The organism is Pseudoxanthomonas koreensis, from assembly GCF_041890415.1.
Lineage (GTDB): Bacteria > Pseudomonadota > Gammaproteobacteria > Xanthomonadales > Xanthomonadaceae > Pseudoxanthomonas > Pseudoxanthomonas koreensis_A.
This window is the reverse complement of the sequence record NZ_CP169056.1, coordinates 2,725,561-2,741,506: the sequence shown is the minus strand read 5'-3', so window position 1 is coordinate 2,741,506 and position 15,946 is coordinate 2,725,561. Positions and strand designations below refer to the sequence as shown.

At 68.0% G+C, this 15,946-nt stretch carries 13 protein-coding genes; 5 read left to right on the top strand and 8 right to left on the bottom strand.

Annotation, left to right across the window (positions count from 1 at the left end):
* Positions 1 to 20: 20 nt before the first annotated feature.
* The 3 genes from ACEJ41_RS12475 (at position 21) to ACEJ41_RS12465 (ending at position 4,280) form a co-directional block, all read left to right on the top strand.
* Positions 21 to 842 carry a fumarylacetoacetate hydrolase family protein gene (locus ACEJ41_RS12475; protein ID WP_374012581.1) on the top strand — a complete coding sequence of 274 codons (822 nt, stop codon included), beginning with the start codon at positions 21 to 23 and terminating at the stop codon, positions 840 to 842.
* On the top strand, positions 839 to 2,860 hold the full coding sequence (locus ACEJ41_RS12470) for a YjhG/YagF family D-xylonate dehydratase (RefSeq protein ID WP_374012580.1): 2,022 nt from the start codon (positions 839 to 841) through the stop codon (positions 2,858 to 2,860). The genes ACEJ41_RS12475 and ACEJ41_RS12470 overlap by 4 nt, the downstream gene beginning before the upstream one ends.
* Positions 2,861 to 2,972: 112 nt before the next feature.
* The gene (locus ACEJ41_RS12465; protein WP_374012579.1) at positions 2,973 to 4,280 is read left to right on the top strand and encodes a gluconate:H+ symporter; all 1,308 of its coding nucleotides are present in this window, start codon (positions 2,973 to 2,975) and stop codon (positions 4,278 to 4,280) included.
* A gap of 414 nt (positions 4,281 to 4,694) precedes the next feature.
* On the opposite strand, the gene ACEJ41_RS12460 is transcribed toward ACEJ41_RS12465, so the two are convergent.
* The 5 genes from ACEJ41_RS12460 to ACEJ41_RS12440 form a co-directional block, all read right to left on the bottom strand.
* Positions 4,695 to 5,201, bottom strand: coding sequence for a ferritin-like domain-containing protein (locus ACEJ41_RS12460; RefSeq protein WP_374012578.1), 507 nt, complete (start codon positions 5,199 to 5,201; stop codon positions 4,695 to 4,697).
* Between the two features lie 139 nt (positions 5,202 to 5,340).
* Positions 5,341 to 6,000 carry a DUF6766 family protein gene (locus ACEJ41_RS12455; RefSeq protein WP_374012577.1) on the bottom strand — a complete coding sequence of 220 codons (660 nt, stop codon included), beginning with the start codon at positions 5,998 to 6,000 and terminating at the stop codon, positions 5,341 to 5,343.
* 95 nt (positions 6,001 to 6,095) lie between these two features.
* A complete protein-coding gene (locus tag ACEJ41_RS12450) occupies positions 6,096 to 6,611 on the bottom strand; it encodes a ferritin-like domain-containing protein (protein WP_374012576.1) in 516 nt (171 codons plus the stop codon).
* A gap of 88 nt (positions 6,612 to 6,699) precedes the next feature.
* Positions 6,700 to 7,863: a zinc-dependent alcohol dehydrogenase gene (locus ACEJ41_RS12445; protein WP_374012575.1), complete on the bottom strand. Its 1,164-nt coding sequence runs from the start codon at positions 7,861 to 7,863 to the stop codon at positions 6,700 to 6,702.
* A gap of 82 nt (positions 7,864 to 7,945) precedes the next feature.
* Positions 7,946 to 8,167, bottom strand: coding sequence for a hypothetical protein (locus ACEJ41_RS12440; RefSeq protein ID WP_374012574.1), 222 nt, complete (start codon positions 8,165 to 8,167; stop codon positions 7,946 to 7,948).
* Positions 8,168 to 8,443: 276 nt separating this feature from the next.
* Here ACEJ41_RS12440 and ACEJ41_RS12435 point away from each other — a divergent pair, with 276 nt between their 5' ends.
* Together ACEJ41_RS12435 and ACEJ41_RS12430 are read left to right on the top strand one after the other, a co-directional pair.
* Positions 8,444 to 9,193, top strand: coding sequence for a hypothetical protein (locus ACEJ41_RS12435; protein ID WP_374012573.1), 750 nt, complete (start codon positions 8,444 to 8,446; stop codon positions 9,191 to 9,193).
* 458 nt (positions 9,194 to 9,651) lie between these two features.
* Positions 9,652 to 10,260 carry an RDD family protein gene (locus ACEJ41_RS12430; protein ID WP_374012572.1) on the top strand — a complete coding sequence of 203 codons (609 nt, stop codon included), beginning with the start codon at positions 9,652 to 9,654 and terminating at the stop codon, positions 10,258 to 10,260.
* An 8-nt stretch (positions 10,261 to 10,268) separates the two neighbouring features.
* Here ACEJ41_RS12430 and ACEJ41_RS12425 read toward each other — a convergent pair whose 3' ends face one another.
* The 3 genes from ACEJ41_RS12425 to galB form a co-directional block, all read right to left on the bottom strand.
* Positions 10,269 to 11,852: a glycoside hydrolase family 43 protein gene (locus ACEJ41_RS12425; protein WP_374012571.1), complete on the bottom strand. Its 1,584-nt coding sequence runs from the start codon at positions 11,850 to 11,852 to the stop codon at positions 10,269 to 10,271.
* Between the two features lie 38 nt (positions 11,853 to 11,890).
* The gene (locus ACEJ41_RS12420) at positions 11,891 to 13,048 is read right to left on the bottom strand and encodes an endo-1,4-beta-xylanase (protein ID WP_374012570.1); all 1,158 of its coding nucleotides are present in this window, start codon (positions 13,046 to 13,048) and stop codon (positions 11,891 to 11,893) included.
* Between the two features lie 145 nt (positions 13,049 to 13,193).
* Positions 13,194 to 15,944, bottom strand: a complete 2,751-nt coding sequence (galB, locus tag ACEJ41_RS12415; RefSeq protein WP_374014148.1) for a beta-galactosidase GalB — start codon at positions 15,942 to 15,944, stop codon at positions 13,194 to 13,196.
* Positions 15,945 to 15,946: the final 2 nt, after the last annotated feature.

Genomic DNA, 15,946 nt, shown 5'->3' with positions numbered 1-15,946 from the left:
GCGTCCGTACAGGAGCCGCCATGACCATGTTCCTCACCCGCCATGCCACCGCCGACGACGGGCCCTGCTGGGCTCTGGACGGTCACTATCTTCCGGTCGGCTTCAGCCTCGCCGCATGGCTGGCGCTGCCCGCCGCCCAGGCACCGGCCGCGCTGCAGGCGATGCCGCTTGGCGAGCGCGCGCTGGCGCCGCTGCTGGCGCCGATCGAGGACGCACAGGAAGCCTGGGCCAGCGGCGTCACCTACCTGAGCAGCCGCATGGCGCGCGAAGCCGAATCGCAAACCGCCGACGTGTACCAGAAGGTGTATGCGGCCGAGCGTCCGGAGCTGTTCTTCAAGGCCGCCGGCTGGCGCGTGGCCGGCCATGGCGGCGGCATCCGCGTGCGCGCCGACAGTGCCTGGGACGTGCCCGAGCCCGAACTGGTGCTGCTGCTGGACACCGCCGGCGTGATCCGCGGTTATACCGTGGGCAACGATGTGTCCTCGCGCAGCATCGAGGGCGAGAACCCGCTGTACCTGCCGCAGGCCAAGGTCTATGACGGCGGCTGCGCGCTGGGTCCGGGCATTCGCCTGTGCGCGGCGCAGGACATGACCGACCTGCCGATCAGCCTGGAAATCGAGCGCGCCGGTGCGGTGGCGTTCTCCGGCAACACGCGCACATCGCAGATCAAGCGTCGCCTGCCGGAGCTTGCCGAGTTCCTGTTCCGCGAGTTGAGCTTCCCGCAGGGCGCATTCCTGTTCACCGGCACCGGCATCGTGCCCGGCGAGGATTTCAGCCTGCGCACCGGCGACGTGGTGCGCATCGGCATCGACGGCCTGGTCCTCGAGAACCCGGTGCAATGAGCGCACACGCCCCCGGCCTGGACGTCCTGCTCGGCGACGGCACCGCGCTGGCCGCCTCCCGCACGTCGGGCGAAGGCCCGCCGGGGCGGCTGCCGATCGACGAGCAGACCCTGCGCGACTCGCCCAGCGGCCACCTGTTCGGCATGACCCAGAACGCGGGCATGGGCTGGCGCGCCTCGGAAGTGGCGCGCGACCCCTACCTCATCGTCAGCACCCAGGGCGGCCTGCGCGCCGAGGACGGCCAGCCGGTCGCGCTTGGCCTGCACACCGGCCACTGGGAGCTGGACCAGATGGTGCGCACCGCGGCCAGGACCTTCGCGGCCAACGGCGGCCTGCCGTTCTCGGTTGCCTGTTCGGACCCCTGCGATGGCCGCACCCAGGGCACCACCGGCATGTTCGACAGCCTGCCGTACCGCAACGATGCGGCGGTGGTGATGCGGCGCCTGGTGCGCTCGCTGCCCGTGCGCCGCGGCGTGCTGGGCGTGGCCACCTGCGACAAGGGCCTGCCGGCGATGATGCTGGCCCTGGCCGGCTGCGGCGACCTGCCGGGCGTCATCGTGCCCGGCGGCGTCACCCTGCCGGCGCGTGGCGCCGAGGACACCGCCATCGTGCAGACCATCGGCGCGCGCTTCTCGCACGGGCTGATCGACCTTGAACATGCCGCGGCCATGGGTTGCCGCGCCTGCGGTTCGCCCGGTGGCGGCTGCCAGTTCCTCGGCACCGCCGCGACCTCGCAGGTGATTGCCGAAGCGCTGGGCATTGCCTTGCCGCACAGCGCGCTGGCGCCCTCGGGCGAACCGGCGTGGATCGACATCGCGCACCGCTCGGCGCTGGCGCTGATGGCACTGGCCGGGCAGGGCACGCCGCTGGCGGCCATCCTCACCCGCCAGGCGGTGGAGAACGCGCTGGTGGTGCACGCCGCATTCGGCGGCTCGACCAACCTGCTGCTGCACGTGCCGGCCATCGCGCACGCCGCCGGCGTCGAACGCCCCACCGTGGACGACTGGGTGCGCGCCAACCGCGCCACCCCGCGCCTGGTCGACGCGCTGCCCAACGGCCCGCGCCACCATCCCACCGTGCAGGTGTTCATGGCCGGCGGCGTGCCCGAGGTGATGCTGCACCTGCGGCGCATGGGCCTGCTGCACCTGGACGCGCTGACCGTCACCGGCCGCCCGCTGGGCGACACCCTGGACTGGTGGGAGCGCAGCGATGCACGCCGCATCGCCCGCGAGCGCCTGCGCGAACTGGACGGCGTGGATCCGGACAATGTGATCATGGGCCCGGACGTAGCGCGCGCCGCCGGCATGTCCAGCGCGCTGGTGTTCCCGCGCGGCAACCTGGCGCCGGACGGCTCGGTGATCAAGGCCACCTCCATCGATCCATCGGTCATCGATGCGGACAACGTGTATCGGCATACCGGCCCGGCGCGCGTGTTCGCCACCGAGCGCGACGCGATCCGCGCGATCAAGTCCAAGGGCGACGACGCGGTGCGCGCCGGCGATGTCGTGGTGCTGGCAGGCTGCGGCCCGGCCGGCACCGGCATGGAGGAGACCTACCAGCTCACCTCCGCGCTCAAGCACCTGCCCTGGGGCAAGCACGTGGCGGTGATCACCGATGCGCGCTTCTCCGGCGTGTCCACCGGCGCATGCATCGGCCATGTCGGCCCGGAGGCATTGTCCGGCGGGCCGATCGGGCGCCTGCGCGACGGTGACGTGGTGCGCATCGAGATCGACCGGGTGCGCCTGCATGGCAGCATCGACTTCATCGGCACCGACCCGGATGCACCGCTGGATCCGGACGCCGCCGCGACGCTGCTGGCCGCGCGCGCGCTGCACCCGGCCATCGCGCCGCATCCGCGCCTGCCGGCCGACACCCGCTTGTGGGCTGCGTTGCAGGATGCCGGTGGCGGCACCTGGAGCGGCTGCGTCTACGACGTGGACCGGATCATCGAGCTGCTGCGTGCCGGGCGCGCTGCATTGGACCAGCGCGGCACCGACGGCGCGGGAAGCGCGGCCTGATGCGCGCGCACGCACCAGGCCGCCGGCAGCCACCGGGCCACCACGTGCATGCGCCACCCAACCCCGACCTGACCAGAACCACCACCCGCCATCGCCGGGGAGGGCGATCGCCATGACCATGTTCCTGATCATCGCAGTTGCAATCGCGCTGCAGATCTTCCTCACCGCACGCAAGCTCAGCCCGTTCCTGTCGCTGCTGATCGTCGCCATCCCGATGGGTCTGGCCCTGGGCATGTCGCCGCAGGAGCTGCTCAAGACCGTGGACAAAGGCGTGGGCAGCACCCTGGCCGGGCTGGCCCTGGTGATCGTGCTCGGCGCCATCCTCGGCAAGGTGCTGGAGGAAAGCGGCGCCGCGCAGAAGATCGCCAACGTGCTGATCGCCCGTTTCGGCGAGAAGAACATCCAGTGGGCGCTGCTGCTCACCGGCTTCCTGGTCGGCATCCCGCTGTACTTCAATGCCGGCTTCATCATCCTGGTGCCGCTGATCTTCTCGCTGGCGCGCAGGACCGGGCTGCCGATCCTGTACCTGGCCATCCCCACGGTGGCCTCGCTCAGCACCACCCACTGTTTCCTGCCGCCGCATCCTGGCCCGGTGATCCTGGTCAACGCGTTCGGCGCGGACATGGGCATGACCCTGGTGTACGGCATCCTGATGGCGATCCCGGCGGTGGTGATCGCAGGGCCCTTCCTGGGCCGGCGCATGCAGGGCATCAACCCGCCGATGCTGGACCTGTTCTCCTCCAGCACCGAGCACAAGGAGTTGCCGGGCACCGCCAGCGCGTTCCTGATCGCGCTGTCGCCGGTGCTGCTGATCGGGCTGTCGGTGCTGGCCGACGGCCTGATGCCCGAAGGCCTGGCCCGTGACGCGCTGCTGTTCCTGGGCAACCCCACCGTGGCCCTGCTGCTGTCGGTGCTGGTGGCGTTCTACTGGCTTGGCCACCGCCGCGGCGTGGACCTGGGCACGCAGACGCGCTGGCTCAACGCGGCCATTTCCGGCATCGCGGTGATCGTGCTCATCATCACCGCCGGCGGCGTGTTCAAGCAGGTGCTGGTGGACAGCGGCGTGGGCGCGCAGATTGCCGCGCTCAGCGAGGCCTGGCACATGCCGCCGCTGATCTTCGCCTGGCTGGCCACCGCACTGCTGCGGGTGATGATCGGCTCGGCCACGGTGGCGGTGATCACCGCCGCCGGCATCGTCGCGCCGCTGATCGCCAGCACCGGTGCCTCGCCGGAACTGATGGTGCTGGCCGTCGGTGCGGGCAGCGTGTTCGGCTCGCACGTCAACGACTCGGCGTTCTGGATGTTCAAGGAGTTCTTCAACCTGTCGATGAAGCAGACCTTCGTGTCCTGGACCGTGATGGAAACCACCATCTCCATCATCGGCCTGGGCGGGGTGCTGCTGCTCGACCTGGTGGTGTGAAGCGCGCGTTGTAGGAGCGTCCCTTGGGCGCGACCCCGCAGGGGCATGCATATGTCGCGCGGTCGCCGGCGAGACCGGCTCCTACAGGAGGCGTCCAGCCGTCAGGGGGCAAGGATTCGTCTCCCGGATGAGGGGAATGCGGATGCGTTGCCGTAGTGCGCGGGGGCTGTTGTAGGAGCCGGCCTCGCCGGCGACCTCGCAGGGGCTGGATATGTCGCGCGGTCGCCGGCGAGGCCGGCTCCTACAGGTGGCGTCCAGCCGCCAGCCAGGCTGGAACGATCTGGTACACCACATATCGATCTGCATTCCACATGTCGAAGCGCCGCAGTATTGCGTGCGCCTCCTCGTCGCTTGAAAAAGTGCCGCCCCTGAGGGCGGCACGTGACAGCTTGCGCTCGCGGCGTCCGTCGCCGATCAGGCCGCCTTGCGCTCGGCCGCGGCGCGCTGGTTGCCGCCCTGCTCGGCCAGCACCGTCAGCTTCTCGTCGGTGGCCTTTTCCTCTTCCAGGGTTTCCAGCAGCAGCTTCAGCGCGTCCTTGTAGCCAAGCTGCTTGGCCAGTGCCGCAAGGGTGCCGTACGAGGCGATCTCGTAGTGCTCCACCTTCTGCGCACCGCCGATCAGCGCGGCATCGCGCAGCGGGCCGGCCGGGATCGAATCGATCACGTCCTTGCTCTCTTCCACCAGGCCTTCCATCGCCGCGCACTTGATGCGCTTGAGCCGGATGCCGAGCAGCTCCACCACCTGGTCGATGCGCTCGATCTGGCCTTCGGTCTCCTCCAGATGGGCCTGGAACGCCGCCACCAGCTTCGGGTGCTCGGCGGCGCGGGCCAGGCGCGGGAGCGCCTTGGTCATCTGCTTCTCGGCGCTGTAGACGTCGGACAGCTCGTGGATGAAAAGTTCTTCAATGGTCTTCACGCTCATGGCAAATCACTCCTGGGTCACACGTGGGGTCAGCGTTGAAAGGGAACCCCCGGGTTTGGGCGGGGGCTGATGCAGACACTAGCCGGGGCCGTATTGCGGCCAGGTCCAGTGCGGGTGAAAAGCATGTTCAGTGCATGGCTCAGGTGCCGGTCTGGCGGTGCGGCGCATCCACCGGCTTGGACTCGGGCGACTTGTCCTGGCGCAGCCAGATCGACAGCACCACGATGGCCAGCACCGCCAGGAATTCGCTTTGCCAGTTCTGGAACGACTCGAACCAGAACTGCGCGCCGGCCAGGTGCTCGCCCAGTGCCTGCGGCAGTTGGCCGTGCATCAGCCGCTCCTCGTTGCCGTGCCGCCAGCTGCCCAGCGCATGCAGCGCGAACGACGCCAGGAACAGGGCGAAGAAGGCCAGTGCCAGCGAGTTGGCGTACAGCAGGCGGGCCACGCCGCCGGCCCGCGCCGGCCACGGCGTCGGCCCCGGGTCGATGCGCTCGTGTTCCTGCGCCGGGTCCAGCGGGCGCGACTCCGCCGAGCCGCGCTGGCGCAGCCACACGGTGAGCAGCACGTACATGCCCATCTGCAGGAACTCGCTTTCCCAGTTCTCGAAAGTCGCCGAGACGAAATGCCCGGATTGCAGATAGGCCAGCAGCGTCAGCGTCGCGAACCCGGACTGCTGGCGTTCCTCGTTGTGGGAGGCGTGCCCGGACAGCACCTGCGCGGCCAGGAACGCCACGAACAGGCTGACCAGCACCAGCGACAAGCCGTTGCGCTTGAAGAAGGACACGTCGGAACCGACCATGACCCGCACTCCGCAGTGGACAGCACGCGGCCCCGACAACGATGTCGCTGCCGCCCCTTCAGGCCGCGCCCGGCGATGCCGGCGCGGCCATTGCCTCAACGCTTGGCGGTAACGCCTTCGGCCTGCTCGCGGCGCAGGAAGGCGAGGATCACCGCCTCCTGGTGCTCCAGCAGCCACTCGGCCATGGCAACTTCCTGCTGCAGGATGCCTTCGCACACCCCGGCCACCTCCGGGTGCCCGGCCTCGCGCGCGGCGATCACCAGCGAGCGGTATGAGGCGATCTCCATGTGCTCGAACGCGTAGCTGATGCCCAGGCCCTTGGCCACCTCGTCGCTCATCATCGCGTTGCCGGCCGCATGCACGGTGGCCATCACCTCGCCCAGCGCAGTGCGCGCGACCGGCACCGAGCCGCCCAACTGCTCGATGCACGTGCGCAGGTGCGCGGCCTGCTGCACGGTTTCGTCCACGTGCGCCTCGATGCGGGCCTTGAGCTCGGGGTAATGCTCGATCCGCCCGGCCATGGCCTTGAGCATGGTCTCGGCCTCCTGCTCCATGGCGTAGGCATCCTGCAGCCACATGCGCAGGCGTTCCTGGTTGGTGCGCGTGGTCATCTGCGTTCCCGCTGGCGACGGCACATGCCGCCGCATCAATCTGGACAAGCACGCATCAAGGCGGCGTGGTCGCCGCGTGCAGGCCGGGTCACGGCGTGAGCACCACCTTGCGGCACTCGTCCTCGCGGGCCTCGAACATCTCGTAACCGCGCGCGGCATCGGCCAGCTTCATCCGGTGCGAGATGATCGCCTCGGGCCGCAGCCGGCCCTCGCCGATGGCCTCCAGCAACTCCGGCATGTACGCCTGCACGTGGGTCTGGCCCATGCGGAAGGCCAGGCCCTTGTCGAACGCATCGCCGAACATGAAGGCGTGGATGAAGCCGGTGTACACCCCGGCCACGCTGATGATGCCGCCGCGCCGGGCCGCGGCGATGCACTGCCGCAGCACCTTGCCGCTGGAGCCTTCCAGCTTGAGGTTGGTGAGCACCGTCTCGGTCACGCTGCCCTTGGCCTCGAAGCCGACCGCCTCGATGCAGGCATCCACGCCGCGGCCCATGGTGGTGTCCACGATCACCGCGGCCGGGTCGTCCTGGTCGTCGAAGTCGATCGGCACCACGCCATAGGCCCTGCGCGCGAACTCCAGGCGATAGGGATTGTGGTCGACCATGAAGATGGTCTCGGCCCCCAGCATGCGCGCGCACGCCGCGGCCATGCAGCCCACCGGGCCGGCACCGAAGATCGCCACGCTCGACCCGGGCCCGACCTCGGCGTTGAGCGCGGCCTGGTAGCCGGTGGGCAGGATGTCGGACAGGAACAGCACCTGCTCGTCGGACAGCGCATCGGGCACCACCAACGGGCCGACATTGGCCTTGGGCACGCGCACCAGCTCGGCCTGGCCGCCGGGCACCCCGCCATAGAGGCGGCTGTAGCCGAACAGCGCGGCCGGCGGCTTGAGCTGCTTGGGGTTGAGCGACGCGCCCGGGCCGGGGTTGGTGGTCTCGCAGGCGGCATGCTCGTTGAGCAGGCAATGGAAGCACTGCCCGCAGGCGATGACGAACGGCACCACCACCCGGTCGCCGACCCTGACCCGCTTCACCTCCGGGCCGGCCGCCTCCACCACGCCCATGAACTCGTGGCCGAGGATGTCGCCACCCTCCATGCCCGGGATCTTGCCGCGGTAGATGTGCAGGTCCGAGCCGCAGATGGCCGTGGCGGTGACCCGCAGGATGATGTCGTCAGCGGCCACCAGCGCCGGATCGGGCATCGTTTCAACCCGCACGTCGCGGGAGCCGTGATAGGTGAGTGCTTGCATGGCGTAAGGCTGCGAAGAGGGGGAGCCTCACCGTGGCCGCAGTGCCGTCAAGGCAAGGTGAGCCGCAGGCGGTGGGCGCGCCTCACTCCGCGGTGTCGGACGTGTCGTCGGTATCGGCACCCAGGCCCGAAGAGGGATCGTCGTGCGCGCGCTTGCGCTCACGCAGGGCGCGAGAATCGGGCTGGCCCTCGCGCGCCCCGGGCTGCACCTCGGGGTCGTTGCGCTCCTGGCTGGAACGCTTGCCGGGCTGCTCGCCCGGCGCAGTGCCCTTGGGCGGGTTGGATGGAGACGCTTGATTGGTCATTTGCCTGCCTCCTGGTGGGAGGAGCAGGATGGCTGCGGGGGTGTGGAGTGGGCGTGGATGTCGGCGCGTGCCTGTGGCGTTGCGCCCGGCTGGATGGCAGGACGTAGGCACGGCTAAGCTGGAAGGCCTACATTGTCGGCTGCGTCATATCTACGTCGGCTGCGTCATATTTACGGAAACGGGTGCTATTTAATACCACCTCGATTTGCGCCAGTATTGGGGCGATACCGCCCTGGAAGTGGGGGCTAATAGGCGTTAGACATCTCTGGAGCATCTATGTGGTTCACCAAAAACTTCAGGGCAATCTGGTGGTTTATCCTCATAGCCTGCCTCAGCATCTTCATGCTCCAAAGATTCTCAGACTTGGCTTCCGGTGAGGCTAAACCAATAGATTTTCTATTGTTCTTGGTCTGGATCGGCGTCTGCCTTGGTCCGCTCTTCGCAGAAGTCCATCTTCCGGGGCTGACTCTTAAGCAGAAGATTGAAGAGACAAAGAAGGAACTAACGCGGGACATTGAATCCCTTCGGGCAGATATTCGGAACTCGGTCGAGATCCGCTCTCACGTCTCACCAAATTTCTGGGTTGGAGCTGGTTCTCAGCCACCGCCCGATCACAAACTTGGCGAGGTCGAGCAACGCCTCCACTCGGCAATAGACCGATTGGAGCGCCAGGGCTATCCAATTGACAGCAGGGCCACCGCTCAAGCTCCAAGAATGCTCTCCGAGCGAGAGCAAATCATGTTTACGTCCAGAAGGGACATTGAGGTAGAGCTTCGGGCCATCGCCGCATCACTAGACGATGAGCCAGATCAGCGTCGATTCGCTCCTGTCTCCAGACTCCTGTGGCTTCTGACAAGGAACGAGCTCATAGACAAGCAGATGGCCAACGTAATTCGGGAGGTCTACTCAATCTGTTCCCTAGCTATACACGGGGAGGAGGTAACAGAGTCGCAAGTAGACTTTGTTCAGAGGAATGGGCCAGAGCTGGTAAATGCACTTCGCGCCATTCGCGAGAGAGATGTCTAACAATTCATTCAAGCCGAACCCGCTTCGCGGGTCGGCTTAATTCAGGCGTTAGGGAAGGTCTGAACAACTCATCTGTTCGGTCATGCGAGGCAAACAAGACGGTGGCAATGCCTTGTAAGCCATTGAATCCACGTGCCGTGTTCGGTCAAATGGAATGAGCTCCCTGCTGCTCGAACGTGGCGCTGGGTTTGTTCAGAGCATCCTTAGGCATTGACTGAAGAGTCATCGCGTCGGAGATTCCTCATGTTTGAATCTGCAGACCCTGATTACATACAGGTTGTAGAAAAATACCTTGAGTCACAGCGGTTTATTGTTGGCCATGAGAACTCAATGAACTGCAGCCTGTGGAGGCCACCTGAGACTGAAGATGAGGAATTCAGTCGCTGGGTGCTGTTGGCATCCGAAGCCGACGCCTGGGGGCGTAGCACCGCCAAATCCTGATCAGACATGGAGGTTGCATGCAGGACAATCCGTACGCGGCAAGCGCCGCTTCAATCGCCGACGAGCGCATGTCCAACCCCTCGGCCGGACCTGGCGAACTGGTCTATGCGGGCTTCTGGCGCCGCTTCGGGGCCTACTGGATCGACGTGGTGATCTTCCTGCCGTTGGGCTGGCTAACGTACGTCCTTGGTGAGATGTCGCGCTTGTTCCACGCCTACTGGTTTGTCCCCAGTCTGTTGATCGGGCTGGCCTTCCACGTGTACCTGGTCAGGCGATATGGCGGAACGCCGGGGAAGCTGATCCTCAAGATGCGGATCGCGATGGTGGATGGCGCGTCCGTGACCACGAGGGCGGCCTTCCTCCGCTATTCGGTGCTGTTCCTGCTGACGGCCCTGTCTTCCCTGGCGATGGTGAAAGGCGCACTGGCGATGGGCGATGCCTACTACCTCTCCCTGAGCTACATGGAGAAGGTGAGGGTCATAGTTGCCCGGGCTCCGGCCTGGTACCCCATCGTCACCCTCCTGATACAGGTGTGGGTGCTCGGTGAGTTCGTCACCATGATGTTCAACCACAGACGTCGCGCGGTTCACGATTACATGGCAGGCACGGTGGTGGTGCGCACGTAGCAGGCCGATTAGCCCTCGTCCCCCAGCTCCCGATACTCGAACCAGTCGAAGTCGGCATGCAGGCGCCGGCCGCTGATGTCCTGGCAGGCGATGCCGACGTAGTTGCCGGTGAAGCCGCAGGGTACGGCGTGCTCGTCCGAGAGGATGGAGGCGTCGTGTTCCCAGCCCACCGCGCTCCACGTTTCGCCGTCGCGCGAGTAGGCGAAGCGGATGCGGTCGTGGTCGATGGCAAGCTTCAGGTACACGCGCTGGCAGTCGTCCAGCGGGTATTCCTTCTCCACCGGCCAGGTGACCTGGCCGCGTTCGCAGCGCATCAGGCCCAGGCAGCGTGCGGAATGCGCGGTGCGGGAGAGGAACAGGTAGTAGAAGCTGTCGGTGCTGTAGAAGGCGACCAGGCCGGCCATCTGCTGGAAGTCCTGCGGCGAGAACTCCACGCAGGTGGAGGCCTCGATGCGGAACGCCTGCTGGCGGCGCGCGACCAGGCTTTGCTCGAAGTTGGAGACGATGCTCTCGCGGCCATGCAGGCGCAGGAAGCCGGGGCGCGCGGTGAGGCTGGCCATGTCGGCATCGATGGGGGCGCGCGGGGACTGCCAGTGCGGGCCGAGTTCCGGCGCATCGAAGTCGTCGCGTGCAGGCAGTGCAGGCCAGGGATGGGCGGGCAGGTTGGGCGCGGTGAAGCTGTCGGCCGGCGTGTTGGCGCCGTGCGCCAGGCGCGGCCAGCCGTCCACCCAGGTGATGTCCTGCAGCGCGGTCTCGCGGCCGAGGATCGATCTGCCGTTGGGCAGCGGGCGGCGGCACAGGTGGGCCAGGCTCCAGCTGTCATCGGCATGCTGCACGAACGAGCCGTGGCCGGCGGCCTGCAGGCGCAGCTTCGGATCATGCGCGCTGGTCAGCAGCGGGCCATCGGGCATGGCTTCGTAGGGGCCTTCGATGCGGCGCGAGCGCGCCACCGTGGCCGCGTGGGTGGCGAAGGTGCCGCCCTCGGCCACCAGCAGGTAGTACCAGCCGTCGATGCGGTACAGGTGCGGGCCTTCCACCAGGCCCAGCGGGGTGCCGCGGAAGATGTTGTGTACCGGGCCGACCAGGGCGCGCGCGGCCGGGTCGTATTCCTGCAGCAGGATGCCGCCGAAGCTGTTGTAGCCGGGGCGATGGTCCCAGACCATGTTGAGCAGCCACTTGCGGCCGTCCTCGTCATGGAACAGCGACGGGTCGAAGCCCGAGTTGTTGAGGTGCACCGGCTCCGACCACGGGCCCTCGATGTCCTTTGCCGTGACCAGGTAGTTGCGCACGTCCTTGAACTCGCCGGTCCAGCCGCGCACGTCGGTGTAGATCAGGTGGAACAGCCCGTCGGCGTGGCTCAGTGCCGGCGCCCAGACGCCGCCGGAGTTGGGCCGCCCGCGCAGGTCGAGCTGCGAGGTGCGGGTGATCGCGGGGCGCAGGGTGCGCCAGTGCTGCAGGTCGCGCGAGTGGGCGATGGCCACGCCCGGCCACCACTCGAAGGTGGAGGTGGCGATGTAGTAGTCATCGCCCACGCGCAGGATCGACGGGTCGGCGTGGAAGCCGGTGAGGACGGGGTTGCGGACGGTGGCCATGCGGATGTCCGGCGAGGTGGCGGAAGAAGATGCGGGGTTCAGCGCTCCGCGGGCACTGCCAGCACGGCATCGAGCGCCGGCTTGGGCTGGCCCTGGCGGTCGAACAGCAGGGTGTAGTTGGTGCGGTCCGGGATCGGGTAGCCGTTCTTCCATGACATGCCGTCCTCCACGCCCCACACCGAGACGCGATGCAGCTTGTCGCGGCGGCCGTGGAAGATGCCGAACAGTTCGGCGTAGCGGTCGGCCAGCTGCTGCTGCACGTCGGCCGGCAGGCCGTCGCGGTAGGGATCCAGGAAGGTCTTGAACTCGGGCAGCTGGAACTGCGGGTGGGTCATGCCCTGGCCGATGATCTGGCCTTCCTTCGTCAGCGGCAGCACGTCGACGTCGAGCTCGGTGACCATCACCTTGACTCCGAGCGCGGCATAGGCGTCGATCGCGGCCTCGATATGCGCGGTCGACGGATAGTTCAGGCCCCAGTGGCCCTGGATGCCGATGCCGTCGATGCGGATGCCGGCGGCCTGCAGCATCTTCACCATGCGCACGATGCCGGCCACCTTCTCCGGGCGCCAGGCGTTGAAGTCGTTGTAGTACAGCTGGGTGTCGGGCGCGGCCTCGGCGGCAAAGCGGAAGGCATCACGGATCAGCGCATCGCCGTCGCCACCGTAGGCGCGGGTCCACAGCGTGTCGCGGTAGTTGCCGTCCTCGCCGATCTGCTCGTTGACCACGTCCCAGGCCTGCACCTTACCGGCGTAGCGCCCGGCAACGGTGTGGATGTACTGGCGCATGCGCTCGCGCATCGTGGCCGGGTCGGCGGGTGAGCCGTTTTCGTCCTGGAAGAACCAGGCCGGCGTCTGGTTGTGCCAGACCAGGGTGTGGCCGACCATGAACAGGCCGTGGCGCTGGCCGAACTCGACGAAGGCGTCGGCGGCGGCGAAGTCCCAGGTGTCGGGCGTGGGGTGCAGCACCTCGGCCTTCATCACGTTCTCGGCGGTGATGGCGTTGAAGTGCAGCGGCACCAGTGCCTGCGCGCGCGCGTCCTTGCCCGCGACCATGTCCGCATTCATCGCGGTGCCGATGAGGAAGGCCTCGGCGTAGGCATCCTTGAGCGCGGTGGGCGGCGGGGCGGCCACGGCGGCCGATGCGCAGGCCAGCGCGGCAGCGGCGGCAAGGGAGCGGAGGATGGTGCGCTGGTGCATGGGGACCTCGTGAATTGGTCGCGTTACGTGGCAGGTCTCGGCCGTGCGGCCGAGTGCGGAATAGAACACCGGCCCGCGCGCGATGCAACGTGCCCGGGCGGCGCAGGCTGGCCGGTGCCCGTGGTCATGCCGGGTGCGCGCAGGCTCACTGCGGCTGGCCGACCTGCAGTTGCAGCTCGCCGGCCTGCAGTCCGTCGCCGCTTGCCTTCACGGTCACGGTGCCGGACTGGCCGGGCAGGCCGCGCACGATGGCCAGTGCCAGGCCGCTGAAGGCCCGGCGCTCGGGCGAGGGGAAGGCGGTGAGGTCGCGCGGGTCGCCGTTGTCGGTGGCCACCAGTTCGGCCGGGCCTTGGACCTCGAAGCGCACCAGGTTGTCGGCGTTGCGGATGGCGCGGCCCTGCGCGTCGAGCACGCGCAGGGTGATGAAGGACAGATCGCGGCCGTCGTTGCCGATGCGGCTGCGGTCGGCCTCCAGCGCCAGCTGCGCGGGCGCGCCGGTGGTTTCCAGCGTCGCCTGCGCCCACGGCTTGCCATTGCGGTACGCCTGCACGCGCAGTTCGCCGGGCTGGTATGCCACTGCGTCCCAGCGCAGGCGGTATTCGTGGCGACCCTTCTTCTTGCGCCCCTGCGAGACGCCGTTGAGGAACAGCTCGGCCTCGTCGCCGCTGGTGAACACGTGCACCGGGGTCACCACGCCCATGCGGTTGGGCCAGTTCCAGTGCGGCAGGATGTGCACCATCGGCAGGTCCGGCCGCCAGCGCGCCTGGTACAGGTAATAGCGGTCCTTGGGGAAGCCGGCCAGGTCGATCATGCCGCTGTAGGAGCTGCGCGCGCTGTAGTACGGCGTGGGCTCGCCCAGGTAGTCGAAGCCGTTCCACACGAACTCGCCGGCCACGTAGGGGTGGCGGTCGAGGGTGGCGAATACCTTGTCGGCGGAGGAACCGAAATCCACGGCGTAAAGTTCGTAGGCGCTGACCCGCTGGGTCGCCGAATCGCCGCCGCCATTGTGGTCGCGCACCGGCGCGCTCTGCGCCGGCGTCACCGGAAACAGATAGGTGCCGCGGGTGCTGAGCGCCGAGGCCGTCTCGCTGCCGAACATGACCTTATCCGGGAACGTGGCGCGGAAATCAGGATACGAGGGCGGGGTGCGGATGCGCTCGGTGCCCTCGAACTCCGGATCCTGGCGGATGCCCTCGCCCTGGTAGTTGAGGTTGATCACGTCGAACATGCCGGGGAAGGGCATGTCGGCCTTGGCCCAGTTCATCGAGGCGGTGGTCGGGCGGGTCGGGTCCTCCTCGCGCACGATCTGCGCAAGCCCCCAGCCGATGTCCGCGCCGGCCTCGCCGTCATATTGCTCGCCGACCTCGTTGCCCACGCTCCACAGGATCACCGATGGATGGTTGCGGTCGCGGCGCAGCATCGCGCGCAGGTCGGCCTCGTGCCAGTCGGGGAACACCAGGTGGAAGTCGAGCGGGGTCTTCTTCTTCTCCCAGGAGTCGAACACCTCGTCGATCACCAGGAAGCCCATGCGGTCGGTGAGTTCCAGCAACTGCGGGTCGGGCGGGTTGTGCGCCATGCGGATGGCGTTGACGCCCATGCCGCGCAGGATCTCCAGCTGGCGCTGCGCGGCGCGCAGGTTGAACGCGGCGCCAAGCGCGCCCAGGTCGTGGTGCTGGTTCACGCCGTTGAGCACGATGTGCTCGCCGTTGACCACCACGCCGCGGTCCGCATCCCACTGCACGTCGCGGATGCCGAAGCGGGTTTCGTGGCGGTCGATCACCCGGTCGTCCTGGCGCACGGTGGTCACGGCCAGGTACAGATTGGGCTGCTGGCTGGGCGGCGGGCCCCACAGGCGCGGGGTGGCGATGCGCGCGCGCGAGGTCGCCTTGGTGTTGCCGCCGGCAACGATGTCGAAGCCGATGGCGGGGATGCGCGCAACCGCTTCGCCCTGCGGCTGGCCATTTGCATCCAGCGCGAAGAACTCGGTCTCCACCTGCGCGTGCACCGGCGCATCGGTGGTGTTGTCCACTGTCACGGCCAGGTGCACGGTGGCCGACTGCGGCGAGACCTCGGGCGTGGTGACATGCGTGCCCCACTGGGCCACGTGTACCGGCGCGGTGGTGGTCAGGTGCACGTCGCGGTACAGGCCGCCACCGGGATACCAGCGCGCCGATTCGGGCGGGTTGTCCAGCCGGATCGCAAGCTGGTTGCTGCCGCCGAATTCGATGTAGGGCGTCAGGTCCACGCGCCAGCTGTTGTAGCCGTAGGGCCAGCCGCCCACCAGCTGCCCGTTGAGCCAGACGGTGGCGTAGGACATCGCCCCGCCGACGTCCAGGTACACGCGCCGGCCGTGGTCGGACGCGGGGATGTCGAGGCTGCGGCGGTACCAGCCGATGCCCCAGCTGGGCAGCCGGCCCATGCCGCCATACGGACCGTCGGCGATGAATGGGCCGGCGATGGCCCAGTCGTGCGGCAGGCTCACCGGTTGCCAGTGGCTGTCGTCGAAATCCGCGCGCAGGAACGCGATGTCGCCTACCGGCGGCGCGGCATCGGGCCGCGCGTGGCGCTGCTTGGGGTCGCGGATGAAGCGGTTGCCGGTGGGCAGGATCCACGGCTTGAGCACCGGGCGCGTGGCTTCGATCCGCACCGCCTCGTCGGGCCGCGCATCGGCCACCTTGCCGTCGGCGCTCTGGGTGATCTCCGGGCGCACGTCGTAATCCAGGCGGCCGTCCACGCCGGCCGGATCGCCGCGATGGAAACGCCAGCCGGTGTCCAGCAGCACGCGCTCGCGCGGGGTGGCGGCCGCCAGCAGCGGTGCCAGCAGGCAAAGAAGCAGCACCGCCGCCAGCCATCGGCGTGCGCTGGCCGGGGCGCCTGTGCGGTTGCGGTCGATCATGT